Origin of the sequence: Micromonospora sp. WMMD812 (assembly GCF_027497215.1) — a bacterium.
Classification (GTDB): domain Bacteria; phylum Actinomycetota; class Actinomycetes; order Mycobacteriales; family Micromonosporaceae; genus Micromonospora.
Map to the genome: position 1 here is coordinate 735,608 of NZ_CP114904.1, position 24,487 is coordinate 760,094.

The 24,487-nt window shown below is 72.3% G+C and carries 24 protein-coding genes; 14 read left to right on the top strand and 10 right to left on the bottom strand.

All coding sequences use genetic code 11. From position 1 onward, the window contains the following. The first annotated feature begins 125 nt into the window (after positions 1-125). On the top strand, positions 126-794 hold the full coding sequence (locus tag O7603_RS03325) for an HNH endonuclease family protein (RefSeq protein WP_281574200.1): 669 nt from the start codon (positions 126-128) through the stop codon (positions 792-794). Positions 795-917: 123 nt separating this feature from the next. On the opposite strand, the gene O7603_RS03330 is transcribed toward O7603_RS03325, so the two are convergent. Further along, positions 918-1,505, bottom strand: a complete 588-nt coding sequence (locus tag O7603_RS03330) for a hypothetical protein (protein ID WP_281574201.1) — start codon at positions 1,503-1,505, stop codon at positions 918-920. A 58-nt stretch (positions 1,506-1,563) separates the two neighbouring features. Then, positions 1,564-1,884, bottom strand: a complete 321-nt coding sequence (locus O7603_RS03335) for a hypothetical protein (protein ID WP_281574202.1) — start codon at positions 1,882-1,884, stop codon at positions 1,564-1,566. A 206-nt stretch (positions 1,885-2,090) separates the two neighbouring features. Between O7603_RS03335 and O7603_RS03340 the strand changes: the two genes are divergently transcribed. Next, positions 2,091-2,441 carry a DUF397 domain-containing protein gene (locus tag O7603_RS03340; protein ID WP_281574203.1) on the top strand — a complete coding sequence of 117 codons (351 nt, stop codon included), beginning with the start codon at positions 2,091-2,093 and terminating at the stop codon, positions 2,439-2,441. Positions 2,442-2,502: 61 nt separating this feature from the next. On the opposite strand, the gene O7603_RS03345 is transcribed toward O7603_RS03340, so the two are convergent. Continuing rightward, positions 2,503-3,318: an SAM-dependent methyltransferase gene (locus O7603_RS03345; protein ID WP_281574204.1), complete on the bottom strand. Its 816-nt coding sequence runs from the start codon at positions 3,316-3,318 to the stop codon at positions 2,503-2,505. A gap of 70 nt (positions 3,319-3,388) precedes the next feature. After that, positions 3,389-4,210 carry a helix-turn-helix transcriptional regulator gene (locus tag O7603_RS03350; protein WP_281574205.1) on the bottom strand — a complete coding sequence of 274 codons (822 nt, stop codon included), beginning with the start codon at positions 4,208-4,210 and terminating at the stop codon, positions 3,389-3,391. A 320-nt stretch (positions 4,211-4,530) separates the two neighbouring features. On the opposite strand from O7603_RS03350, the gene O7603_RS03355 reads away from it, so the two are divergent. Together O7603_RS03355 and O7603_RS03360 are read left to right on the top strand one after the other, a co-directional pair. Next, the gene (locus O7603_RS03355) at positions 4,531-5,106 is read left to right on the top strand and encodes a LemA family protein (RefSeq protein WP_281574206.1); all 576 of its coding nucleotides are present in this window, start codon (positions 4,531-4,533) and stop codon (positions 5,104-5,106) included. A gap of 10 nt (positions 5,107-5,116) precedes the next feature. Further along, a complete protein-coding gene (locus O7603_RS03360; protein ID WP_281574207.1) occupies positions 5,117-7,006 on the top strand; it encodes a DUF2207 domain-containing protein in 1,890 nt (629 codons plus the stop codon). A gap of 146 nt (positions 7,007-7,152) precedes the next feature. Here the strand turns inward: O7603_RS03360 and O7603_RS03365 are convergent, their stop codons facing one another. Continuing rightward, the gene (locus O7603_RS03365; RefSeq protein ID WP_281574208.1) at positions 7,153-8,139 is read right to left on the bottom strand and encodes a helix-turn-helix domain-containing protein; all 987 of its coding nucleotides are present in this window, start codon (positions 8,137-8,139) and stop codon (positions 7,153-7,155) included. Positions 8,140-8,198: 59 nt separating this feature from the next. Here O7603_RS03365 and O7603_RS03370 point away from each other — a divergent pair, with 59 nt between their 5' ends. From O7603_RS03370 to O7603_RS03385, 4 genes are all read left to right on the top strand, one after another. Then, entirely contained in the window at positions 8,199-9,407 is a 1,209-nt protein-coding gene (locus tag O7603_RS03370) for an MFS transporter (protein WP_281574209.1), read from the top strand. 83 nt (positions 9,408-9,490) lie between these two features. Next, positions 9,491-9,922 (top strand): VOC family protein, encoded by a 432-nt coding sequence (locus O7603_RS03375; RefSeq protein ID WP_281574210.1) that lies wholly within the window; start codon positions 9,491-9,493, stop codon positions 9,920-9,922. 134 nt (positions 9,923-10,056) lie between these two features. Then, entirely contained in the window at positions 10,057-11,352 is a 1,296-nt protein-coding gene (locus tag O7603_RS03380; RefSeq protein ID WP_281574211.1) for an MFS transporter, read from the top strand. A gap of 201 nt (positions 11,353-11,553) precedes the next feature. Then, the gene (locus O7603_RS03385; protein WP_281574212.1) at positions 11,554-11,781 is read left to right on the top strand and encodes a hypothetical protein; all 228 of its coding nucleotides are present in this window, start codon (positions 11,554-11,556) and stop codon (positions 11,779-11,781) included. An 88-nt stretch (positions 11,782-11,869) separates the two neighbouring features. Here O7603_RS03385 and O7603_RS03390 read toward each other — a convergent pair whose 3' ends face one another. Further along, positions 11,870-12,610 (bottom strand): MBL fold metallo-hydrolase, encoded by a 741-nt coding sequence (locus tag O7603_RS03390; protein WP_281574213.1) that lies wholly within the window; start codon positions 12,608-12,610, stop codon positions 11,870-11,872. 279 nt (positions 12,611-12,889) lie between these two features. Here O7603_RS03390 and O7603_RS03395 point away from each other — a divergent pair, with 279 nt between their 5' ends. Then, positions 12,890-13,897 (top strand): GGDEF domain-containing protein, encoded by a 1,008-nt coding sequence (locus tag O7603_RS03395; RefSeq protein ID WP_281574214.1) that lies wholly within the window; start codon positions 12,890-12,892, stop codon positions 13,895-13,897. A gap of 49 nt (positions 13,898-13,946) precedes the next feature. On the opposite strand, the gene O7603_RS03400 is transcribed toward O7603_RS03395, so the two are convergent. Further along, positions 13,947-14,657, bottom strand: a complete 711-nt coding sequence (locus tag O7603_RS03400) for a DUF4386 domain-containing protein (RefSeq protein WP_281574215.1) — start codon at positions 14,655-14,657, stop codon at positions 13,947-13,949. 113 nt (positions 14,658-14,770) lie between these two features. Between O7603_RS03400 and O7603_RS03405 the strand changes: the two genes are divergently transcribed. Both O7603_RS03405 and O7603_RS03410 read left to right on the top strand, forming a co-directional pair. After that, positions 14,771-15,454: a TetR/AcrR family transcriptional regulator C-terminal domain-containing protein gene (locus O7603_RS03405; RefSeq protein WP_281574216.1), complete on the top strand. Its 684-nt coding sequence runs from the start codon at positions 14,771-14,773 to the stop codon at positions 15,452-15,454. Between the two features lie 264 nt (positions 15,455-15,718). Beyond that, a complete protein-coding gene (locus tag O7603_RS03410; protein WP_281576582.1) occupies positions 15,719-16,627 on the top strand; it encodes an acyl-CoA desaturase in 909 nt (302 codons plus the stop codon). A 75-nt stretch (positions 16,628-16,702) separates the two neighbouring features. Here the strand turns inward: O7603_RS03410 and O7603_RS03415 are convergent, their stop codons facing one another. From O7603_RS03415 to O7603_RS03425, 3 genes are all read right to left on the bottom strand, one after another. Continuing rightward, the gene (locus tag O7603_RS03415; RefSeq protein ID WP_281574217.1) at positions 16,703-17,776 is read right to left on the bottom strand and encodes a hypothetical protein; all 1,074 of its coding nucleotides are present in this window, start codon (positions 17,774-17,776) and stop codon (positions 16,703-16,705) included. A gap of 201 nt (positions 17,777-17,977) precedes the next feature. Continuing rightward, complete coding sequence (locus tag O7603_RS03420; RefSeq protein ID WP_281574218.1) at positions 17,978-19,321, bottom strand: glycoside hydrolase family 18 protein; 1,344 nt, start codon at positions 19,319-19,321, stop codon at positions 17,978-17,980. Then, entirely contained in the window at positions 19,276-19,929 is a 654-nt protein-coding gene (locus O7603_RS03425; RefSeq protein WP_281574219.1) for a hypothetical protein, read from the bottom strand. Before O7603_RS03425 ends, O7603_RS03420 begins: the two co-directional genes overlap by 46 nt. 169 nt (positions 19,930-20,098) lie before the next feature. On the opposite strand from O7603_RS03425, the gene O7603_RS03430 reads away from it, so the two are divergent. The 3 genes from O7603_RS03430 (at position 20,099) to O7603_RS03440 (ending at position 24,479) form a co-directional block, all read left to right on the top strand. Then, positions 20,099-22,570 carry an AAA family ATPase gene (locus O7603_RS03430; RefSeq protein WP_281574220.1) on the top strand — a complete coding sequence of 824 codons (2,472 nt, stop codon included), beginning with the start codon at positions 20,099-20,101 and terminating at the stop codon, positions 22,568-22,570. 240 nt (positions 22,571-22,810) lie between these two features. After that, positions 22,811-23,476: a hemerythrin domain-containing protein gene (locus O7603_RS03435; protein ID WP_281574221.1), complete on the top strand. Its 666-nt coding sequence runs from the start codon at positions 22,811-22,813 to the stop codon at positions 23,474-23,476. Between the two features lie 106 nt (positions 23,477-23,582). Then, positions 23,583-24,479, top strand: coding sequence for a bile acid:sodium symporter family protein (locus tag O7603_RS03440; protein WP_281574222.1), 897 nt, complete (start codon positions 23,583-23,585; stop codon positions 24,477-24,479). Positions 24,480-24,487: the final 8 nt, after the last annotated feature.

Consider the following 24,487-nt stretch of genomic DNA (forward strand, 5'->3'; position numbering starts at 1 on the left):
CGGGCGGAGCGCGGATCGATGCCGAATGCTCAATGGCCGGACCGCAGCCGGTCACGAGCATGTACGTCGATCGACATGATCGTCAGGGACGGTTGCTGTCCATCCACTGACGAGGAGACTCATCAATGTCGACCACCGCACTCTCCACCCGCCGGAACCTGCGGCGCCACGTCGTGGCCGGCGTCGCCACCGCGCTCGCCGCCGCCTGCCTCGCCGTCGTGAACGCCTCGCCGGCGTCGGCGACGCCGCCCGGCATCCCGTCGAAGGCGACCGCGCAGTCGCAGCTGAACGCGCTGACGGTGGCTGCTCAGGGGTCGACCAGCGGCTACTCGCGGGACCTGTTCCCGCACTGGATCACCGTGAGCGGCAGCTGCAACACGCGCGAGCAGGTCCTCAAGCGCGACGGCAGCTCCGTGGTCGTGGACAGCTCCTGCGCCGCGACCTCCGGGCGCTGGTACAGCCCCTACGACGGCGCCACCTGGACGGCCGCCTCGGACGTCGACATCGACCACGTGGTGCCCCTGGCGGAGGCGTGGCGCTCCGGCGCCAGCTCGTGGACCACCAGCCGTCGGCAGAGCTTCGCCAACGACCTCAGCCGGCCGCAGCTGATCGCGGTGACCGACAACGTGAACCAGGCCAAGGGGGACCAGGACCCGTCGACGTGGCAGCCGCCGCTGTCGTCGTACCGGTGCACCTACAGCAAGATGTGGATCACCGTGAAGTACAACTGGGGCCTGACCCTGCAGTCGTCGGAGAAGTCCGCCCTGCAGAGCATGCTCAACACCTGCAGCTGAGCACCCCAGCTGCCACTGCCCGGCCGGCCGGCCCATCACGAGGGCTGGTCGGTCGGGCGCTCCATACTGATCACCGGCGGGGCGGCGCCGTCAAGGCGCCCGAGCCAGAGGTGATGTACGCCCTCAGGCCGGCCTGCCGTGCGCGACGGCGTCGCGTACGGCCGGCGGCGCCTTGTCGGCCAGCTGCGTGTCGGGCCGCGCGCCGAGCGCGTCGTTGACGGTGGAGAACGCCAGCCGGAACGCTATCCACGTCGTCGCCTCGAAGATCTCCTGGTCGTCGAGACCGGCGGTGCGCAGACGGTCCACGTCCGACTCGGTGGTGGAATTCGGATCCTCGACGACCTGGCGGGACCAACCAGCCAGCGCGGCTTCCCGCTCGGTCAGGTCACTGTCGACGCCGCGGAGCACTCGGGCCGCGATCGCCTCGTCCGTGAGCTCGGCCAACCGCGATCCCCACGCCAGCGCACAGTAGGCGTCCCCAAGGGTGGCGGCGGTGGCGGCGACCATGACGGCTACTTCCCGGGCCGACAGGCGCGAGGCGGCGAGGAGATCCGTACGCACGGCCTGGAAGGACGCCAGCACGTCGGGCCGTCGGCACCAGACGCGCGTGAGGTTGTTGACGTAGCCGTCCGAGGCCAGGTCGGCCTCGTAGGCGGCAGTCACAGCGGGGCTTGGCGGCGGGTCCGCGAGGAAGGCGGCGGGACGGTCCATCGCGTCAGTGTGCCGCGCGCGGCGGGCATGCAGCGACTGATCAACGACAGCGCGCGGGTCAGATCCCGGTCCGGGCGCTGGTGCGGGTCGCCAGAGCGGGCGCGGGCCGGTCGGGATCGGCCACCGTTGCCTTGTCCAGGTAGGGGTCGTGGTCGTGCCGCGGGCGGAGGCTGTTGCGGGTGACGGTGTCCACCCCGGTGCCGATGGTCTCCGACGGGCGGTATCGCACCGTGGCCGCGGAGGCGTTCGACTGCAGGACGATGCCAGGCCGCCACGAGCCGGCGCGCCGGACCCACACCCGGTCTCCGGCGCCGATTGTGTCGGGTGGAGTCGCGCCGACCAGCGTGGCGTGGTTCGGGCTGAGCGGCGGCGCGGACATCATCATCACCCTCCGTCCTGATGGGTCGACATGGCCCCATCTGCTGAAGCCGGGCATGGACGAGCATGGCAGCGCAAACGGGCCCGTGCAAGATTTCACGGCGACAAGGTGTCATGGCGACATCGTGCACGGCGGCGATTCTCAGTTACCCTACGTGGGCGTGATCTCCATACGAGAGCGCGCGTTCATGGTGTAGGGAGTGGAGCATGGCCGGTGGGCTGGGAAAAGTAGGCATTCTCATCCCGGTCGATTCCCGCCAACCGCTACGGAGCGTGACCGATCCGTCCGTAGCTGTGCGGGACGAAAATCCCACGAAGATCGGCCGGCGTACGCCGTCCACAGAGGAGCAGCTGGTGCCTGACAACATTGGGTGGATCATGTCCAGCAGGTCTACGGGCAACGGGGGCAGTTGCGTTGAAGCTCGTCGCCACGAAGGTCTGATCGAAGTCCGAAACAGCAAGAGCCCGTCGGCCGGCGTCGTGCGGTTCACCGAGGAAGAGTGGGACTCGTTCCTCTACGGCGCGAAGCGGGGAGAGTTCGACCAGCTTCTGACGTAGGCGCATGACAGAGCCCGCCGGCGGTACCGGCGGGCTCTGTCGGGTATCGACGCGTTCTCGCCTAGACGACCCGTCCCACGGCCGCCAGGCCCGAGCTCTGCTTCGGGTCGGCGGTGAAGTACTGCGGGTCGTCCGGGGCGGGCCGCCACTGCGGCAGCCACACCATGCCCGGCTCGACCAGGTCGAGGCCGGTGAAGAACCGCTCGAGCTGCGACCGGCTGCGCAGCCCCAGCGGAGTGGCGGTCCTCTGTCGGTAGATCTCGTGGGCGACGTCGAGATCGTCCTGGTCACGCTCTCCCTCGTCGGCCGTGGCGTGCGACATGACGAGGTAGCTCCCCGGGGCGAGCACCGAGCGCAGCTGTCCCACCGCGTCGTAGGCCACGTCGTCATCGGGCACGAAGTGCAGGACCGCGGCCAGGAGCAGGCCGACCGGCTGGTCGAAGTCGATCAACGCCTTGACCTGCGGATGCGAGAGGATCGACTGGGGCTCGCGCAGGTCGCCTCTGATCGCGTCGGCGAACTCGTTGCCGTCGAGAAGCTCCAGGCTCTCGGCCACCGCCACCGGGTCGATGTCCACGTAGACCACTCGGGCGTCGGGCGCGACCTGCTGGACGATCTCGTGGACGTTGCCCTCGGTCGGGATGCCCGAACCGATGTCCAGGAACTGCCGTACCCCGGACTCCGCGAGATGACGAACGGCGCGCCGCAGGAACGCCCGGTTGGTCTGCGCGAGCTTCGGGCCCAGCGGAAGCACCTGCATCATCTTCTCGGCCGCCTCGCGGTCTGCCGGGAAGTTGTACGTGCCGCCGAGGTAGTAGTCGTAGATCCTGGCCGCGGTTGCCGGCTTCGCTTCGCCGCCGCTGCTCGTACCAGCCATGACGTCCCTTCAGTGTGTGGTGGTGCGGGTTCCCCGCGGCTGGGCGGGGGAGACCTACGTGCCGGCCGGCTCAGGCGTGGTCCTCCAGGGCGATGGCGGCGTCGTAGGTCAGCTGGAAGATCCGTCGATACTCGTCGACCTCGTGCGGCTCCTCCAGATAGACCGCTCCGACGTGCGACTCGAGGTAGACCGTGTCCGGGTCGTCCGGGTCGTCGAAGTCCAGAATGCGGAAGGCGCCGGCCATCGCCGCGTGCGCGCCGACCGAGAACGGCAGAACCCTGATCTCCGCGGCGCCGCTCCTCGCGATGTCGCGGAGATGGTCCAACTGCGCGTCCAGGACCGCCTTGCCGCCCACCGGCCGCGCCACCGCGTTCTCGCCGAGGATGAACACCAGGCGCGGTGCCGGCTTACGCGCGAAGAGCGCCTTCTGTCGCTGCATCCGCAGCTTGACATGCCGCCGCGCGGTCTCGTCGTCGGCTGCCCGCTCGGCCGCGAACACCGCCAGCGCGTACTGCTCGGTCTGCAACTCGCCGGGGATGATCTCCCCGTAGTAGGTGCTGATCCGGGAGGCGCTGGCCTCCAGGCCGACGTAGAGCTTGAACCAGTCCGGGATCACGGGGTTGGAGTCCCACCACTCCTCCTGCGAGGTCCCCAGCGCCAGCTCGGCCAGCACGTCCGTGACGCTCTGGTCGACGCCGTAGAGCCAGCACAGCGCCCGCACGTTCGCCGCCGTCACCGGCACCTTGCCCGTCTCGATCCGGTGCAACGTCGCTTCGGAGATGCCGAGCCTCGCCTCGGCCACCTCCCGGCGGGTCTTTCCGCTCGCCACCCTCAGCCGTGTCAGCCGTCGGCCGAGGGTCCGGCGTGCCACCCGCTGGCCCGTGATCGGCATTCCCCACCCCACCCGCCGCGGTCTACATGAGACGTGCGACACCTTACCGTCGATGGGATTTCCCGCGAACCCGCGTCCGGGTGAGCGCGCCGAGGACAACCCGGAACGGTCCGCTCGGCGACGCGGAGGTCGCGGTTCACGCGTAGGTCACCGGCCCGACACCGGCCGTCCGCGCCCCGGCCCACCTGGCCGCCGAGCCAACCGGACGGTGGACGGTCGCATCGCCGACAGGGCCGATTCCCTTGCCGACGCGAGAGATCATCATGGGTGCGACCGCCGCGAGGTGCCCGGCGGAGCACGTCGAGCGAGAGGTGATTTCCGTGAGCGGGACCCTGGTGCTGATGATCGTGATGGCGGTCCTGTTGCTGCTGCTGGTCGTCCTGGTGGTGGCGGCGGTGAGCGGCTACAACCGTCTCGTTCGGCTGCGGGCGCAGGTGCAGGCGTCCTGGGCGCAGGTCGACGTGCAGCTCAAGCGCCGTCACTCGCTGATCCCCAACCTGGTCGAGACCGTGAAGGGCTACGCCGGCCACGAGCGGGCCACCCTGGAGGCGGTGACCGCGGCCCGGGCCGCGGCCGCCGGCACGCGGGGCGGGGGAGCGGATCGGGTCGCGGCGGAGGGCGCCCTGACCCAGGCGCTGGGCGGGCTGTTCGCTCTGGCCGAGGCGTACCCGCAGCTACGGGCCAGCGAGAACTTCGCGGAACTGCAGCGGGAACTGTCCGCCACCGAGGACAAGATCGCCTACGCCCGCCAGTTCTACAACAGCGCCGTTCAGTCGCTGAACACCGCGGTGCAGACCCTGCCCACGAATGTCATCGCCGGACTCGGCGGTTTCCGTGTCGAGGCGTACTTCGAGGCTGTCGGCGTCGAGCGCGCCGACCTCTCGGTCCGGTTCTGAGTCGGTGCCGATGAACGTCCAAGATCTGGTCATCGAGGTTGGCCTGCCGGTGGTCAGCCTCGCCGTCTGGACCGCCGTCTACTGGCTCGCCCGGTTGTCGAACCGCCCGGCGAGCGTCACCGCGGCTCCGGCGGCGATGGAGATCCCCGGCCAGGAGCCGCCCGCGGTGGTGAACCTGCTGGCCAACCGGTGGCAGGTCACCGTCGACGCCGCCGAGTCCACCCTCCTCGATCTCGCCGCGCGTGGATACGTCGAGCTACGCCAGGCCGACGCCGATCCCCGCCACACCACGGTTCACCTGACCGGCCGGTCGCCCGACGATCTCCACCGATACGAGCGCCTGGTCCACGACCGGGTGACCGAACGCGCGGTCGACGGCGTCGTCCCCCTGACCGCGCTGAGCTTCTCCGACGCCGGCCGCGCCGCCGGCTGGTCGAAACGGATGCGGCGGTACGTCATCGCCGACGCCCGACAGCGCGGCCTGTCCCGCAGGCGGTTCTCCAAGGTCATGGTCACCGTGCTCGCCGTGCTGGGCGCGGTCGCCGCCGCGGGCGTCACCGTCGGCGTCTGGCACTACATCCGCCGGATCGGGGACGACCAATTCGGTTCCTTCGCCGCCTTCGTCGTCACGACGGGCGCGCTGATCGGCATCGCCGGCAAGGATCTCGGCGAACGCGACACCCCGGCCGGGCAGGCCGCCGCCGCCCGCTGGCTCGGGTTGCGCCGCTGGCTGGCCGGCCACGAGTCGTTCGCCGACCTGCCGCCGGCCGCCGTCGCGGTGTGGGACCGCTACCTGCCGTACGGCGCCGCGCTGGGCGTCACCCGGGTGGCCTCGCAGGTGATCCACCTCGGGCTGGCCGACCGGAAGCGACTCTGGTCGTCGTACGGCGGCGGGTGGCGCCAGGTGCGGGTCACATACCCCTCCGGACAGCCCCGGTACGGCCAGCCCCTGGGCTGGATCGTGTTCCGGGCGATCCTCGCCGGCATGGTCGGCTGGACCCTGTCCCGGGTGGCCGGCGGCCAACTGATCAGTCCCACCGCCGGTTCGTACCCGGACGAGTCGAGCCTCTGGTCGCGGCTGTCCACCATCGACCCGGTCGAGCTCGGCGTCATCGCCTCCGGCCTCGTGCTGCTCGGCTACGCCGCGTACCTCGGGGTCCGGGTGCTGATGGACCTTGTCGCGCCGGTCGACGTCAACGGCGAGGTGCTCTGGCACCAGGTCTGGCAGTTCCGGTCCTCCGACAGCAGCAGCTCGATCCCGGTCAACCACTACCTGGTCGTCGACGACGGCCGTGCCGACCAGCTTCGCGCCTGGGTCCTGCCCGAGGAGATCGCGGGCACCTGCCGGGTCGGCGACGTGGTCACCGCGCGCGTCCGCCCGTGGACCCGCCGGGTCATGCGGGTCACCGTGCACCGGCCCGCACCGGAGATCGTCGAGCCGTTCGACGACGCGGACGACGAGGACACGCTGGCCGGCGCGGTCCTGCCGGCGACCGCCGACGGGGCGCGGATCCACCCGGAGCGTCTGCTCACGGCGGCCGAGGTCGGCGCGGCACTCGGGACGCGGGTGTCGCTGGCCCGCCCCGACGCCACGGGCCAGGTGCGCGGGGTCGCCACGTTCGTCGACGGCCGGCGCGCGACGGTGCTCGTCGTCCACGTCGGCCGCGGCGGCAGGATGGCCCGGATCGCCCTGTTGATGGGCCGCAGCCTCGGGCCAGCACTGCCCGGGGTCGGCGACGAGGCCTACGCCGGGCCGGATCGGGTGACCGGCCGGCGCGGCGACGTCGTCGTGCTCCTCAACCGCCCGAACGGCTCCCCCGGGGACTCCGGGGCCCTGACCGGGTTACTCGCGACCGCGCTGTCCCGCCTGCCGGCGGGCACCGCGGCGCACCAGCCCTGACGAGGCCGGCCGGCCCGCACACGCCGCTCCCCGGGGCGGGCGTGGCGGGCCCCGCACGGTCGCGGGCTCGACCCCGTCGACCCCCGACGACCGCCGTTCCGCCGCGGCCGGCTCGGCGAACGGCCCGCCACGGGCGTCGTCCCGATTCAGGCCGACGTGGCGCCGATGGTCGTCGGCTCCGGTGCCGCGCCGGCCAGGGCGGCGCCGAGTGAGGTACGCCAGTACAACACCTCCCGCCCCGACCGACGCTTGGCCACCACGCCCGCGTCGAGCAGCACCCGCAGGTGGTCGCCGACCGTGCCCAGGGACAGCCCGGTGACCGCGGCGAGCTGCGACGTGCTCAGCGGTGTCGCCAGCCGGACGAGGATGGCCGCGCGGTTCGCGCCGATCAGCCGGTCCAGCCCACCCGACAGCGGCGGGGTGGCGTCGGCGAGGATGCCGCTGGCCGGGTAGACCATGCCGAACCGCGTCGGCTGGTCCCACACCACCCAGCCCCGCACGCAGTGCGCCGGGACGAACACCAACTGGTCGGCCCGGTCGAGCGGCAGCGGCGGAGCCGGATACGCGTTGACCTCGAGGCGGCCGTCGCCCAGCCACCGCACACTGCGCTGCAGGTCGTTGAAGACACCCACCCAGCCCTGCGTGCTGAGCCGGGCCGTGCGGGCCACGATGTCGGCCCGCAGCCGGCGCTCCCGCTGCGGCCACTCCGGCCGCACCGTGTGTGTCCACACCCAGTCGAGCAGGTAGACCGCCTGCTCGGTCAGCCCGTCCGAGCACAGGACGTCGGCGAGCGGCCCCGGGCGGGTTGCCCGCAGGTCGGCGCGGATCTGCTCGTCGGCACGCTCGGCGACGACGGCCAGTTCCTCGGCGAAGGTCGGGGCGGACGTCGGGGGCGCGAGGGTGAGGAAGTCGGCGGTCCACCGCGGCTCGAACGACGCCGCCAGCAACGCCCGGACCGCCGGCCGCCGCGCCAACATCCGCTGGTAGGCGTCGACATGCGGCCGCCGCCAGGCGTGCTGCCACGGGCGACGCGGGCTGTGCAGCGCCCGCAGCGCGGCGACGGTGTCGGTCATCGGCGAGATGACGAACCGGCCGCGCGCGAGCAGGTCGACCGGTACCTGCCAGACGGTCATGTTTCGCCTCCAGCCGTAACTCTACCGACCCGCATCGGCGCGCCCCGAGGATCATGGGCGTGAGGACGTACTCGGATCTGTTCGCCGTCCACGAATTCCGCAACCTCTTCCTGGCCAACTGCGCCGGCATCGCCGCACACACCACCTCGTCGCTGGCCCTCGGCTCGCTGACCTACGCCGCGACCGGTTCGGCCCTGCTCACCGCGCTGAGTATGTTCGGGGCGCCGCTGGCCAGCGTGCTGGGCAGCCTGACCCTGCTCTCCGCCGCGGACAGCCTTCCGCCGCGCCGCGCGTTGACCCTCGCCGCGCTGGTCGCCCTCGCCGGGGCGGCGCTGCAGGTCGTACCGGGGCTGCCGCTGGGCGTCCGGTTCGCCGTCATCCTGCTCGTCGCCTACGCGGGGTCGGTCACCGGCGGCGCCCGGTGGGCGCTGATCAACGACATCCTGCCCGCCGGCGCGTACGTGCTGGGCCGCTCCACGATGAACGTCAGCGTGGGCGTCATGCAGATCGCCGGCTTCGGAGCGGGCGGTCTGCTGCTGGTCTGGCTGAGCCCGTACCAGGTGTTCCTCGTCGCCACCGTGCTGCGGGCCGTGGCGGTGGCGGTGACCTGGTTCGGCCTGCGGGAGCGCCCGGCCCGGACCGGGCAGCCCACGTCGACGGCTCGGACCCTGCGGATCAACCGCGAGCTGTGGGCGGATCCGGGACGGCGGTCGCTCTACCTCAACCTGTGGCTGCCCAGCGGTCTGGTCGTCGGCTGCGAGGCGCTGTTCCTGCCGTACGCGGGCGACCGGGCGGGTTTCCTCTTCGCCGCCGGCGCCCTCGGCATGCTCGCCGGTGACGTGCTCGTGGGGCGGTTCCTGTCCCCGGTGGCGCGCCAGCGGTGCGTCCTGCCGCTGCGGCTCCTGCTACCCGTGCCGTACCTCGCCTTCCTGCTCGGCCCGGGATTGCCCCTGGCGATGCTCCTCGCCCTGGTCGCCTCGTTCGGCTTCGCGGTCTCGCTGCCGCTGCAGGAGCAGTTGATCGCGCACTCTCCGCCGGACGCTAGTGGTCAGGTGCTCGGCCTGCAACAGAACGGGATGCTCACCGGCCAGGCGGTGTTCGCGGCCCTGGCCGGGGCGGTCGCGGACCTGATGCCGACACACCGGGCGGTCGCGGTGCTGGCCGGCCTGTCGCTGGTCACGACGCTGCTGCTCACCCGGGGTCTGCGCCACACCCGGCCGGCGCCGGCACCGGCGCACGCCATCCAGCCAACCGGATCCGCGCGATGACTTCCCCTTGTTCGTCTTGGTGCGCCCGCATCGAGGTGTGATAAGACGCCGGGTACGGACCCCTTCGAGAAAGGACCAGCGCCGTGACCACGCCCCACTCGACCATCCCCCGGTTCCACCTCGCCATGCCCGTCGACGACCTCGACGCCGCCCGCCACTTCTACGGGAAGATCATCGGGTGTGAGCAGGGACGCAGCGCGGAGACCTGGATCGACTGGAACCTGCGCGGCCACCAGTTCGTGACACATTTCGCCCCGTCCCGGCCGACGTCGGCGCACAATCAGGTCGACGGCCACGACGTGCCCGTCCCGCACTTCGGGCTCCTGCTGACCATCCCGGAGTTCCACGAGCTGGCCGAGCGGCTGCGGGCCGGCGGCACGAGCTTCGTCATCGAGCCGTACCTGCGATTCGCCGGACAACCGGGCGAGCAGTGGACCATGTTCCTGCACGACCCCGCGGGCAACGCCCTGGAGTTCAAGGCCTTCGCCGACGACGCCCAGGTGTTCGCCGTGTGAGGTCCGCGCCCGCCAGATCGTGAGCGCTCCGTACCGTGTGGACCGGGGCCGCGACACGTCGGCGGCCCCTCCACCCACCTCCGGTGAGATCCACCTCAGCGGTACCGTTGCCCGGTCCTGGAGGGGAGGGTCGGGTGTTCGCTCCGCTGCGATATGCCGCGTTCCGCTACCTGGCGGCCGGCCGCCTGGTCAACATGCTGGGCAACGGGATCGCTCCGATCGCGCTGGCCTTCGCCGTGCTCGATCTGACCGGCTCCGTCCGCGACCTGGGCCTGGTCGTCGGCGCGAGATCGCTGACGAATGTGCTGTTCCTGCTCTTCGGCGGCGTGGTGGCCGACCGGCTCCCACGCCGCGTCGTGCTCGTCGGCTCCAACCTGCTCGGCGCGCTGACCCAGGCGGCGGTGGCTGCCCTGGTGCTCACCGGCACGGCGTCGATCCCGCTGTTGCTGGCCCTCGGCGCGGCCAATGGCATCGTGAGTGCCCTGGCCCAGCCCGCCTCGGCCGCCGTGACGCCGCAGACTGTGCCGGCGGACCTGATCCAGCCGGCGAGCGCGATCGTCCGGCTCGGCATGAACGCGGGCATGATCGGCGGCGCCGCGCTCGGCGGACTCCTGGTCGCGGCTGTCGGGCCCGGCTGGGGCCTCGCCATCGACGCCCTCACGTTCGCCATCGCGGCCGCCGCCTTCGCCGGAGTCCGAGTCGCCGCCCCGACCGCGAAGAGCGCCCGCACGAGCATCGTCGCCGACCTGCGGGAAGGGTGGGTCGAGTTCACCGCCCGGACCTGGGTCTGGGTGGTGGTCCTCGGCTTCATGATCCTCAACGCGGCGCTCGTCGGCGGTGTGAACGTGCTCGGCCCCGCCATCGCCGACGGAACGATCGGCCGCGGCGCCTGGGGTGTCGTGCTGGCGGCGCAGACCGCCGGAATGGTCGTCGGTGCGTTGGTCGCCCTGCGGATCCGCGTACGCCGGCTGCTGCTGCTGGGCGTTGTCTGCATGTCCGCCGAGTCGTTCCTGCTGCTGGGGCTCGCCCTGGTGCCGAGCGTCGTCGTGCTGGTCGCGGCGGGACTGGCCGTGGGCGTGGCCGTCGAACAGTTCGCAGTGGCCTGGGAGACGTCGATCGCGCAGCACATCCCGGCCGACCGACTCGCCCGTGTCTACTCGTACGACATGGTGGGCTCCTGGGTCGCCATCCCCGTCGGCCAGGTGGCGGTCGGGCCCGCCGCCGTCGCGATCGGTAACCGCAACACGTTGCTGATCCTCGCGGCACTGGTGGTGCTGTCCGTCCTCGGCATGCTGACCAGCCGCGACGTCCGCCGGCTTGAGGCGGTGTCTCCCGCGCGCACCGCCGCACCGGCGGCGGCCGGACCAGCCGATGGCAGATCAACGGACGGGCGCACCACCGCGCCCGCCGGACCGGTCGCGCACACCTGAACGCCGGAAACTCCCCGCCGGCACCTTCGTCGTGGTCGCCGCGGGGTGGCCGGGGTCGTGATGGTGACCCGAGTCGGCCGGTCAGACCGGTCAGGAATCGAGAAGCGCCGGTCGTCGCGCCGCAGTTAGCGTGGCCGTCGTCGATATCCGACATCCCGCCCGGCAGGTCGCCGGGTCGCCCGTCACTCCGAGGAGGTCCCGTTGAACTGGAACAAGTGGGCTCGGCAGTTCCACCGCTGGCTGGCCGTCACCTTCACGGTGACCGTCATCGTCACGTTCGTGGCGCTGGCACAGGAAGAGCCGGTCCTCTGGGTGTCCTACGTGCCGCTGCTTCCGCTCGCACTGCTCCTGATCACCGGGCTGTACCTGTTCGCGCTGCCGTACGTCGCCAAGCGGCGCGGCCGGCAACGCGCCGCAGCCGAGAGCTGACCGGGTCGACTCACCGCTCGCCCCACCCTTGTCGGCGCACCCGGACCGCCGGCCGCGCCTCCGGACCGGGCGTGACGGCGTCACGTGGCTAGGAGAGCTCGACCACCACGTCGGCGGCGGCGACCCCGACCACACCGTCGTACTCGCCGCGGGCCGTGGCCCGTGCGGCCTCGTGATCCGTACCCGGCTGAAGGTGGGTCAGGAGAAGCTGTGCGGCACGGGCCGCCGCGGCCTGCCGACCCGCGTCGCGGGCGCTCGACTGGTAGCCCACCGAGTCCTCAGGCACCTCCCGCACGTAGGTGGCCTCGGCCACCAGCAGGTCGGCGTCGCGCGCCAGGGCGACCACGTCCGCGTTCGGGCCGCTGTCACCGGTGTACGCCAGCACCCGGCCGCCCGCGGCCAGCCGCACGCCCGCGTTCGGCACCCAGTGCGGCAGCAGCCGGGTCTCGGCGCGGAACGGGCCGATGTCGAGGTCGCGGGCGCTGACCTCGTTCAGGGCGTAGGCGGCGTCCAGCATGCCGGGGCGGTCCAGCGCCAACACCGCGTCCAGCGCGCCGGGTAGCGCGTACACGGGTAGTGGTGGAGGCCGGTCGTCGCGCAGCGCGCGGGCGCGCAGCAGGGGATTGAGGTCGGCGCAGTGGTCAGGGTGACCGTGGCTGATGAACACCGCGTCGACGTCGTCGACGCTGAGGTGTGCCAGCAGCCGCGGAACGGTGGCGTAACCGCAGTCAACCAGCAACCGGAACCCGTCGTGTTCGACGAGGTAGCCGCTGCATGCCTGGCCCGCCTCGGGCCAGACACCGCACCCGCCGAGAACCGTGAGCCGCATCCTGGACACGCTACCGGCCCGGCCGGAATCACCGTCGCCGAACGGAGGGCCGCCGCCACGCGCCGTCGCGTCGACCGTCACTCCCGGTGTGAATTCGTGGCCCGTTCGGACGGTGGCGGTGGGCAGCCATTGACGGTGTTCTGTTCCGCAACATTCAATGTCCGAATGCGACGATGCCTGGTCAGAGAGGTCGGACAGCGGCGGGGCCGCGCCCACCGACCGTCTCTCGCCGTCGCCCGAACTCGTCGTTAGGAGGCCGTGGGTGCGGTGGACCATGGGGTGAGCGAGCGCCGGCGGAGGATGGCGCTCAGCGCGGGGCTGCATGTCGTCTCGCACGGCGTCGCCATCGGCTACTGCCTCATGACCTTCGGCGAGCCGAACCGGGTGCTCATGGTCGCTGGTTTCGGCTGTGGGATGGCGGCCGGCCTGGTCGGCCTGCGGGCGGCGCGAATGGTGACCACGAAGGCCTCGGGTTACCTGATCTCGTTCACCACCCTGCTCGTCACGCTCACGGTGGTGGCGGCCGGCGCCTACTGGGACGGCGGCGCCGCCTCGCCGACCACGCTCGGGTTCGTGACCACGGCCGTGTTCGTCGCCAGCTACACCCCGCACCTGCGGCTGATGATCGGGCTCGAGGCGCTCACCGTCGGGTCGTACCTCGCCGTGGCCGGCGTCGGGCAGCAGACCCGGCCCGGTCACGTCTTCGTTTACGTCGCCGGCATGCTGGTGTTGACCTCGGTGTGCGCCACGCAGGCGCGGATCATGGTGCGGCAGCGTTCCCAACTGCGATCCCTGGCGGCGCGGGATCCGCTGACCGGCGCCCTGAACCGGCGCGGCCTGGCGGAGTTCGCCGAAGATCTGTTCCAGGGCTGCCGCCGTCCCGCCGTGTCCGTGCTCTGCCTGGACCTGGACGATTTCAAACTCGTCAACGACCGCCTCGGGCATTTCGCGGGCGACGAGATGCTGCGGCGGACGGTGGCCGCGGCGCAGAGTGTGCTGCGCCCCGAGGACGCGATCGCGCGCAGCGGCGGGGACGAGTTCGTCATCGTCCTGACCGACGCCGACGACAGCGTCGCGCGCGCGGTGGCCGGCCGTATCGCGGCCGCGGTCCGGCAGCACACCTCGGCCAGCATCGGATCGGCGACCGCGCCGAAGGACGGGTGCACGCTCGACGACCTGATGCGGGTCGCCGACCAGCGTCTCTACCGTGCGAAGCAGACGCGCCAGGCCGCCCACCCGCCGAGGTACGGGCACGACCTGGTGACCGGCCAACCGGAGACCGCCTAGCGCCGGCCACGGGGACCGGTCTCGCGGACCGGTCCCCGTGCCGCGTCCACTAGGCCGCGGGAGCCGGTGCGGGACTCGGTCGATCCGACGGCGCTTCGGGAAGCGCGTGGCGACGGACGCCGCGGACCAACAGGTACCCGATCATCCAGAATTCGCCCACGGTGGCCGGGAACGCGAGCGCGTCGGCCACCGCCGGGGCGTCGGGGACCAGGTAGCCGAGGAAGGCGCCGAGCAGGTAGCCGATCCCGCCGCCGATCAGGACCCAGCCCAGCGGGCGCGGCATCCAGCCCGAGCGGAGCACACAACCACCCATGGGAATGAGCCACAGGCCGAAGAACAGCGCCCCCACACCCCACAGGTTGCCGCTCACCAGGTAGAGGAGCTGGACGGTGGCGGCCGTGTCGCCGACCGGGTCGCGCGCGACCTCGACGGCGGTGGCGAGCAGTGCCGCGCTGACGAGGACCGCGATCGCGTTGACGAGGCCGAAGGCGGCGACGCCGCCGGCGCCGAGCGGGTCGACGGCGCGGAACAGGCGGTAGAACCAGGCCGCGGCGAGCGCCTGGGTGACGACGATGAGCAGTTCGAAGGCGACGCCGGCGCGGGCGAGTGACTCGTGCTCGACCAGGTTTGCGAGCGTAGCGCCGGGATCGTCGGCAACGAACAGCTGCGGCCGGATGAGCAGGAAACCGACCGCGCCGGCGATGGCGAGGCCGAGATAGAGCAGCCCGGCGGTGCGGGCGGTACGGATCAGCGCGGGCATGGCGCCTCCTCTGCGGGCGTGCCGGATCATCGAGGTGATCGCGATCCGACCACCTACCTTACGTTGTAAGGTAACCAGGTGATGTCAAGACTCCGACGCGTGTGGACGGACCAGTGACCGCGCGGGCTCCCCGGCGGCCGCTCAGCCGTGAACGCGTGCTGGCGGCGGCGGTCGCCCTGGCGGACGCGGAGGGAATACCCGCGCTCACCATGCGTCGCCTCGGCGCCGACCTCGGCGTCGAGGCCATGTCGCTCTACCACCACCTGCCCGGCAAGGAAGGTCTCCTCGACGGTGTCGCGGAGACCGTGGTCGCCGAGATCGGTGCCGCGCCCCGCCACCTCGACGTCGACGGCGACTGGCGTACGCGGTTGCGGCGGCGGTTCCTCGCGGCGCGTCAGGTCATGCTGCGCCACCCGTGGGCGCCCGGGTTGTTGAGCTCGCGCCGGACCATCCCGCCCGGCGTGTACGCGTACTACGACGCGATCGTGGGAACGCTCGTCGGCGCCGGCTTCAGCCACCGCCTGGCGCACCGGGCGTTGCACGCGTTCGGGAGCCTGCCGCTCGGGTTCACGCAGGAGATCTTCAGTCCGACGTCGGCCGGCGGGAGCACGGACACCGACGCCGCGGAGGCGGATCTTGCCGCCATGGCCGACGCGCTGCCGCACGTGACGGCGATGGTGGCGGCCGAGGTCCACGACGCCGGCGATCCCACCCTCGGGTGGTGCGACGGTCAGGTCGAATTCGAGTTCACCCTCGACCTGATCCTGGACGGGCTCGAACGCCTGCGCGGCAGGTGAGATGGGTCGTCCGGCGAACGGCCGACGGGGGCCCGCGCGACTGATCAGCTTACCTGGTTAATCCGGCGTGCGGGAGCGGTTCGCCCGCTGGCGGGTTCCCGGTCTCTCACCTGGGCTACCGTCCATCCCGAGGGTGGTCTCCGCCAACGGGCTTGCCGAGACGCTGTCACCTCGGCTGCCTTGGCCTCATGAAGCGAACCGAAGCGAGGACCTGCCATGGCCACTGCTACCACGGGGGACCCACGGCGCCAGCGCCCCGGGCGCATGTCGAAGAACCTCTTCGGCGGCCGCCGCCCGCTGCCGGCGCACCTGATGGTCTACCTCTTCGTGATCGTGCCGTTCCTGGGGCTGATCGCCGCGATCCCGTTTGCTTGGGGTTGGGGCCTCAGCTGGGTGGACATCGCCCTGGCGGCCGGCTGGTACACCTTCACCTGTCTGGGGGTGACCGTCGGCTTCCACCGCTACTTCACCCACGGCTCCTTCAAGGCGCGGCGCGGCACACGGATCATGTTGGCGCTCGTGGGGAGCATGGCCGTGCAGGGCCCGATCCTGCACTGGGTGGCGGACCACCGCCGGCATCATGCCTTCTCCGACCGCGAGGGTGACCCGCACTCGCCCTGGCTGTTCGGCACCTCGCCGGTCGCCCTGGCGCGGGGCTTCTGGCACGCGCACCTCGGCTGGATCCTCGACCGGAAGCTCACCAACCAGGAGCGGTTCATCCCGGACATGCTGGCCGACCGGGACATGCTGGTCGTCCACCGCCTCTTCGGCCCGTGCACGGCGCTGACGCTGGTGGCGCCGGCGGTGATGGGCGGGCTCATCACCTGGTCGTGGTGGGGCGCGGTGACCGCGTTCTTCTGGGCCGGGCTGGTCCGGGTCGCCGTGCTGCACCACGTGACCTGGTCGGTGAACTCGATCTGCCACATGATCGGCGAGCGGCCGTTCGCCGCCCGGGACAAGTCGGCGAACTTCTGGCCGCTGGCCGTGCTGAGCATGGGGGAGGCGTGGCACAACCTGCACCACGCCGATCCGACGTGCGCCCGGCACGGCGTGCGTCCCGGCCAGGTCGACATCTCCGCGCGGGTCATCTGGCTCCTCGAGAAGGCCGGCATGGCGTACGACGTGCGCTGGCCCACGCCGGCCCGCCTGGCCCGCCTCACCGCCGTGCCCTGACGCGGGCTGGCCCCAATCCCGTACCGCGCCGGGGTGCGACCGACCCGACCGCGCCGGCCGCACCCCGGCGTCCGGTCAGTCGATGGTCGGCGGTGCGGTCCGGGCCGCCTCGACGAGCGCCGCGGCCGCGCCGGCGTACGGGTTGTAGGTGTAGGTGCGGGCCAGGCCGGCCGGGATCGTGAAGTACTCGGCCGACAACTTCGCGGGGTTGCTCGCCAGCTCGCCGCGGGCGGGCACGTCGTTGCCGTCGTCCCAGCCCCAGGGCGCGTTGGCCGAGTTGGTCGAGCAGCTCCAGGTGCCGGAGCCGCAGTCGCCGGAGGTGTCGCCGGCGAAGGTGCCGAGGCTGGCGAAGAGGCTCCCGTTCGACCGCTGCGCCCACAGGCCGTCGGCGGCGAACATGTCGACCAGCCGGTACCGCACGTCGCGGTCGTTGCCGTTGCTGGGCGTCTCGGCGACGGTCGACGGGTAGTAGACCAACCCGTCGCCGTTGATCGCGTACTGCGGGTACGCCTTCAGACCGTGACCCTGCGCCTCCTGCGCCGTCACCGGGTGGGTGAACGCGTCGTGGGGTGACGACTGGAACTGCAGCGTGCCGTCCACGCTCTCGGTGCCGCCCGTCCAGGTGCTGCCGGCCGGGGTGTACGAGTAGAAGTCGCTGTGCGCGACGGTGACGGCCGCGCGCAGGACGCCGTACGTGGAGCCGTCGCGCTCGATCGCGAACAGCACGCCCTCGCCGTCGTTCTCGTGCTCGGTCTCGAAGAACGGGTGGTCCGTCCAGTCCCGGGGGTGGAAGAACAGGTACGTGATGTACCAGTGGGAGCTGGTCTCGACGACCGAGTAGTACGCGTGCGCCGCGAGCGAGGTCCCGGCCTGGCCGGCCCGGTCCCAGTTGTTGCGTCCGTTCAGGTCGCCGTCGAAGTCGACCTTGGCGATGTAGTCGGACTGGCCGCCGAGCGAGTGGGCTCCGGTGGCGTCGACGTCCTGGTAGTGGATGGGCGCCCAGCGGAGGGCGAGGTCGGCCCGGCTGACGACGGCGCTCGCGGGCGTCGGCGCGGCGAGCGGCGCCGCCGCCAGTGCCGCCGTGGCGGCCGCGGCGGTGAGGGCCCTCGCCACCCGGGATCGCCGGGCCTTGCTGCTTCTGTCGAGCATGGTGCACTCCTGCGTCCGGAATCGATAGACCGTGATGGATCATCGTGGTCCCGGACACCCGGCGTGTGTCCGCCCGGCGAAGAACGCATAGATGATTTTCGACAGCTGAGATGCCGCCCACCTCGCGCGCACGAAGACCGGCCCCTCCCCGGGCGAGGAGTCGCTCGGGGACGGGCCGGTCTGCAGTGCTACGAGGTTGGGCTACCGGGTCGTGAGCCCGAGGCCGATCGTCTTGGTCAGGGTGGCGTTGTCGTCGTCGCCGTCCAACGACCAGATCATCGCGCCGGCCAGACCCGCCCGCCGGATGTAGAGCGTCTTCTGCAGCACGACCGCCGGGTCGTCGTACGTCCAGAGCGTCGTGCCGTCGAACAACCAGGCGTGCCCGGCGCGGAGGTCGCGGTGGACGGTGTAGCCGTTGCCGGCGAGGGTCTTGAGCTGCTTGTAGTCCTCGTATCCGGGAGCGTGGGTGGCCGGCGCGGGCCCGGCGGCGGGCTGGAAGAGGCCGTCCCCACCGCCGGTGACGCCGGTCCAGCCCTGCCCGTAGTAGGGGATGCCCAGGACCAGCTTGCCGCGCGGCGCGCCGCGGGCGATCCAGCCGTCGATCGCCACCTCGACGGAGAAGTCCGGGTCGTCCGGCGCACCCGCCGGCACCCGCAGCGCCGACTGCTGGTTGGTCACCGCGTCCCAGGAGCCGTGGAAGTCGTACCCCTGGACCGTCGCGAAGTCCAGGTACTTGAAGATCTTGCGACCCTCGAACCCGGCGTCCATGGCTGCCGGGTTGGCCGGCAGGAAGGCGGTCAGCGGGTGGTGCTTACGGGTCTGCCGGCCGTACGCGTCGAGCTGCTTGCGGAACTCGGCGAGCAGCTTGGTGAAGTTCTCCCGGTCCTCCGGGCGGATCACGTTGCCCGGCTCGCCCGGCCAGTTCGGCCACTCCCAGTCGAGATCGATTCCGTCGAAGACGCCGGCGGCCGAACCCGGGCCGCCGCTGCCGCCGTCCAGGTTCGGGAGGTTCCCCTTGAGGTAGAGGTCGATGCAGGAGGCGACGAACGCCTTGCGGGAGGCGTCGGTGCGGGCCGCGTTCGAGAAGTACGTGGACCAGCTCCAGCCGCCGAGCGAGATCAACACCTTCAGGTCGGGATGCTTGGCCTTGAGCTTGGCGAGCTGGCCGAAGTTGCCGTTGAGCGGCTCACCCCAGGTGTCGGCGACGCCGTCGACGCTCTCCTGCGCCGGGACGGGACGCTGGTAGTCGGCCCAGGCGTCACCCTCGCCCGGCCCGCCGTCCACATAGCAGCGTCCGTCCTCGCTCACGTTGCCGAAGGCGTAGTTGACGTGGGTGAGGCGGCTCGCCGCTCCGGAGGTGTCGAGCTTCTTGACCGGGAAGGCCCGGCCGTAGATGCCCCACTGGGTGAAGTAGCCGACCCGGTGGTAGCCGTCGCGGTGGTCCGGGCGGCCACCCGCGCTCGCGGCGGTCGGCGGGGCGACGGTGACGAGCATGGTCGTCAGGGCGACGAGAGCGGTGAGGCGGCGGTGGCGGAATGGTCGCATCGGCACTCCCACGTCGGTGGAGGGAAATTAGTAAGGAGACTTTCCTGATTGATGAAGCTAAGCCGATCACGTTCTGCGGTCAAGGGCTGACCGGTCACGCCCGCATCGCCGCCGGTCACTGCCGGGCAGGCGGATCGTCGACGCGGACGTTTCCCCAGGTCGGAGGCGTGCGGTGCCATGTCGGCGACGACCGGTCCGGGTACGGTCGGCGCGGCTACCATTGCCCGGTCATGCTGCTGCGGGTGCTTGGACCCTTCGAGGCCGAGGTCGACGGAGGCAAGGTCGGCCTCGGCGGGCCCCGGCAACGTGCCGTGCTCGCGCTGCTGCTGCTCGCCCGCGGCGACGTCGTCTCCGTGGACCGGATGATCGACCAGCTCTGGCGGGGCGAGCCGCCGCCCCGGGCCATCGCCTCCCTCCAGGCGTACGTCTCCAACCTGCGCCGGCTCCTGGAGCCGGCCCGCGAGCCCCGGGCCCCGGCCCGCCTGCTGGTCACCGCGCCACCCGGCTACGCGATCCGGCTGCCCGCGGAAGCCGTCGACGCCTGGCGGTTCGAGAAGTCGCTCGCCGAGGCGCGCGCCGTCGGCGGCGACGACCCGGGCCGCGCCCACGCGCTCCTGCGCGCCGGGCTCGAACTGTGGCGCGGCGAGGCGTACGCCGAGTTCGCCGAGGAGCCGTGGGCCCGACCCGAGGTGACGCGGCTGGAGGAGCTGCGTTTCGTCGCCCGGGAGCTGCTCCTGGACGCGACCCTGCGCAGCGGCGGCGCTGCCGAAGCGGTCGTTGTTCGTCGGCCGGGAGGCCGAGTTGGCCGCCCTCGCGGCGGCCGCCGCCGAGGCGGTCGCCGACGGTCCACGCGTCGCGGTCGTCTCCGGCGAGGCCGGCGCCGGCAAGTCCAGCCTGCTGAGCCGACTGCGGCACGACCTGGCCGCCCAGGGCTGGACGGTGGTCGCCGGCCGCTGCCCCGAGGTCGAGGGCGCCCCACCGGCCTGGGCCTGGGTCGAGGTCCTCCGGCGGCTCGCCGTGACCGCGCCCCCCAGGGACCTCGCCCCGGCGCTCGCCCCGCTGCTCGACGACAGCGCGCGTCACCCGCGCGCGGACGTCGCGGCCGGAAGGTTCCACCTGCACCGCGCCGTCCTGGCCTGGCTGCGCGCCGCCGCGGCGGACCGGCCGCTCGCCGTCCTCCTCGACGACCTGCACGCCGCGGACACCGAGACACTGCTCCTGCTGACCAGCGCCACCGAGTTGACCGACGCGGCGGTCCTGTTCGTGGTGGCGCTGCGGCCGGGGGACAACCGGGAGCGGCTCGCCGGCACCCTGGCCGCGCTGGCCCGCCGGTCACCCCGGCGGCTGCACCTGGAGGGCCTGCCGGCGGCCGACGTCGAGCGGCTCGTCGGCGCCTTCGCCCGCCGGGCCGTCGACCCGGACACGGTCGCCGCGCTCGCCGCCCGCACCGGCGGCAACCCGTTCTACGTCCGCGAGTCGGCCAAGCTGCTCGCTTCCGAGGGCGCGCTCGTCGCCGTCTCCGAGGTGCCTGCGGGCGTACGCGACGTGCTGCGCCGGCGCCTGTCCCGGCTGCCGGCACCGGCGGTCGTGCTGCTGCGGCTGACCGCCGTCGTCGGTCGGGAGGCGGACGTCGAGACGCTCGTCGAGGCCGCCGGCACCGACGAGGGCGCCGTTCTCGACGCGCTGGACGCCGGGCTGATCGCCGGCCTCCTCACCGAACCCGCTCCCGGGCGGGTCCGATTCACGCACGGTCTGGTCCACGACACCGTCTACACCGACATCTCCCACCCGCGCCGGGCCCGCCTGCACGCCCGCGTCGCCGCCTGCGTCCGCCGGCTGCGCCCCGACGACTATCCCGCGCTGGCCCACCACTACGCCCGCGCCGCTTCCTCCGAGACCGTCCGGTTGGCCGTCGACTACGCGATCCGGGCCGCCGAGCTGGCCGAGCGGCGCTACGCGCACGACGCCGCGGTCGAACTGCTCACCAACGCGCTGGACGCCGCCGGTCCGGTCGCCGGGGACAGTGCGGCGCTCCGGGTCGACCTGCTGGGACGGCTCTTGCGGGCGCAGGCCCGGGCCGGCGCGGTGGCCGCCGCCCGGGAGACCCGCGCCCGCGCGATCGACGTGGCCGTGACGTCGGGTCGCGACGACCTGCTCATCGCGGCGTTCACCGCGTGGACCGTCCCCACGCCGTGGTCGATCCGCGCGTACGGCGTGGTGGACCACCGGGTCGTCGACCTGCTCACGCGGCTGCTGCGCACCCCTGGCCTGGTCCCGGTCGACCGGTGCCGACTGCTGGAGACGTTGACCCACGAGATCGACGGCGAGGCGGACCCGCGCGGCCCGGAAGCCGGGCGGGAGGCCCTCGCCATCTCGCGCGACCTCGGCGACCCCGAGCTGCTCGCCCTCGGACTGGCGGCCCGCCTGCGCACCCTGCGCTTCGACCGCGAGGCGCGCCAACGCGGGGAGCTGGCGGCGGAGCTGCGCGACCTCGCCACCACGCACGGCTTCGTGACCTACCGCTGGCTCGCCGAGCAGGTCCTCAGCCAGGTCGCCGCCGCGCTCAACCAGCCGGACGAGGTCCGCGCCAGCGTCGACCGGCAGCTGGCGATGGCCGACACCTACCGGCTCAACGAGGCGCGGGTGATCGGCCTCGGCGCCGAGGCCGCCCTCGCCCACATCGCCGGCGATCTCGTGACGGCGCAGCGCCGCTACGACGAGTCCGCCGACCGGATGCGGCGCCAGGGCTCCCTGCACGCCGACGCGTTCCACTACTTCGCCACCGCGACGCTGCTGGTCACCGAGGGGCGGATGGCCGAGCACCTGGAGCCGAGCCGGCTGGTCCGGCGGGCGCTGGGCCCGCTGGTCGACGACTTCCTGGCGCTGGCGCTCATCCAGAGCGGCCGCCTCGACGAGGCGCGGGCCCTGCCCGTCGGGGGACATGTCCACCGCCCCGACTATTTCCAGTCGGCCCTGCTCACGGTGCGGGCCATGGTCGCCGTCGCCCTGGACCGCAGGGACCTGGCCCCGCCCCTGATCGACGCGCTGCTGCCGGTGCGGGACCAACTCGCCGGCTTCTCCAGCACCACCGTCGCCCTGCGCCCGGTCGCGTTGACGCTCGGCGAGCTGTTCCGCCTCACGGGCGACACCGAGGAGACGGCGCGACACTTCGCGCTCGCGGTGCGGGTGGCCCGCCGGTGGGGCGCGCCGCACTGGCTGGCCGAGGCGGAGCGCGCGCTCACCGGCTGACCGGGCGGGCCGCCGGCGTGCGGTTGGCGGATTCCAAGTCGTTCGCTAGGGGTGCCTGGAAGGCTGGCACACCGCGTGCCGCGCGCGGCCGCGCGGGTCTGGGCAGCGCCGCCCGGGCCGGTCAGGTGGACGTGGCAGCCGCCACTCCTCCGGAGCTTCTCGCCGCACCGATCCGCGAGCAGACAGCCCCTCGCTCCGATGTTCCGAAAGGTCGCAGTGAACCAGAACCACAACGAACGCATGGCCGACGTCCGAGACATGTACATGGCCCACGCCGCCATGCGCGAATTCGGGCTGCTGCCGCAGCTCGTCCGGGACGTCAGGTCGGGTGACACCAGACGCGCGGAGGTCGTCGGCGCCCACGCCGAACTGCTCTGCCTCATCCTGCACATGCACCATGAGGGCGAGGACCTGCTGCTCTGGCCACGGTTGCAGGAACGTGGGGGCGCGGAGGCCGCGGCCGTCGTCCCGACGATGGAGGCACAGCATCACGCCATCGAGAGGGCCCACGACACGGTGGTGGGCCTTCTCCCCGTCTGGCGCGCCACCGGACGGGGCGGCGAGGAACTCGCCGTCGCCCTCGACGGCCTGTACGACGCGCTGGTCGAACACATGGCGCTGGAGGAGCGGGAGATCCTGCCGCTGGCCGAGAAGTACGTCACGGCCGACGAGTGGAAGGGGCTCGGCGAGCACGGGATGAGCAAGGCCCCGAAGAAGGCCCTTCCGCTGGCCTTCGGCATCGCCATGTACGAGGCGGACCCGGCGGTGGTCAAGGCGGTACTCGCGCACGCGCCGCTGCCGGCCCGGCTGCTCATGCCGGTCATCGGTCCGCGCCTCTACGCCAAGCACGCCAAGCGGGTCCACGGAACCGCCACCCCGCCCCGCAGCACCGCGCTCGTCCGTTGAGCAGGCGTCGGCGGTGGGGGCGGCGTCGCCCACCGCCGGCGCGGCCGGCGGCGCCGCCCAGATGGAGGATTGTGAGGGCGTTACCGGGTGGTAACGATGTGGTGTCATGGACTCCGCCGTGACCCTTATCGGACTTCCCATCGCCCTCGGCATCATCATGCTCGGCCTGGGTCTCGGGCTGACCTTTGCGGACTTCCGCCGGGTGGGCCGACACCCGAAGGCCGCCGCCATCGCGCTCGTGTGCCAGATGCTGATCCTGCCGGCGCTCTGCTTCGGCCTGGTCGTCGCCTTCGACCTGGCGCCGGAGCTGGCCGTGGGGATGATGCTGCTGGCCGCGTCCCCCGGTGGCACCACCGCCAACCTCTACAGCCACCTGTTCGGCGGCCACGTGGCCCTGAACATCACGCTGACCGCCATCAACTCGGTGCTCGCCGTGTTCGTCCTGCCGGTCGTGGTCAACCTGTCGGCGGCGCACTTCCTGGCCGACGGACGGAACATCGGCCTGCAGTTCGACAAGGTGCTGCAGGTGTTCGCCATCGTGCTCGTCCCGGTCGCGATCGGCATGCTGGTCCGGGCCCGGGCGCCCCGGGTCGCCGAACGCCTGCACCGTCCCGTCCGGACCCTGTCCGTCGTCGTGCTCGTCGCGGTGGTCGTCGGCGCCGTGCTCGGCGAGCGCGAGAACATCGCCGACTACTTCGTCTCGGTCGGCCTGGCCGTGCTCGCGTTCAACCTGCTGAGCCTCGCGATCGGGTACGGGGTGCCGCGGCTGGCCGGGGTCGACCGGGGCGCGGCGACGGCGGCCGGGTTCGAGATCGGCATCCACAACAGCACGCTGGCCATCACGATCGCGCTGAGCCCGGCGCTGCTCGACAGCACGCAGATGGCCATCCCGGGAGCCGTCTACGGCATCGTCATGTTCTTCACCGCTGCCGCCTTCGGCTACCTGGTGACCCGCGTCGGCACCCGGCCCGCGACCGTCCCGGGGGAGTCCGCCGCCACCTGAGGCGGGCC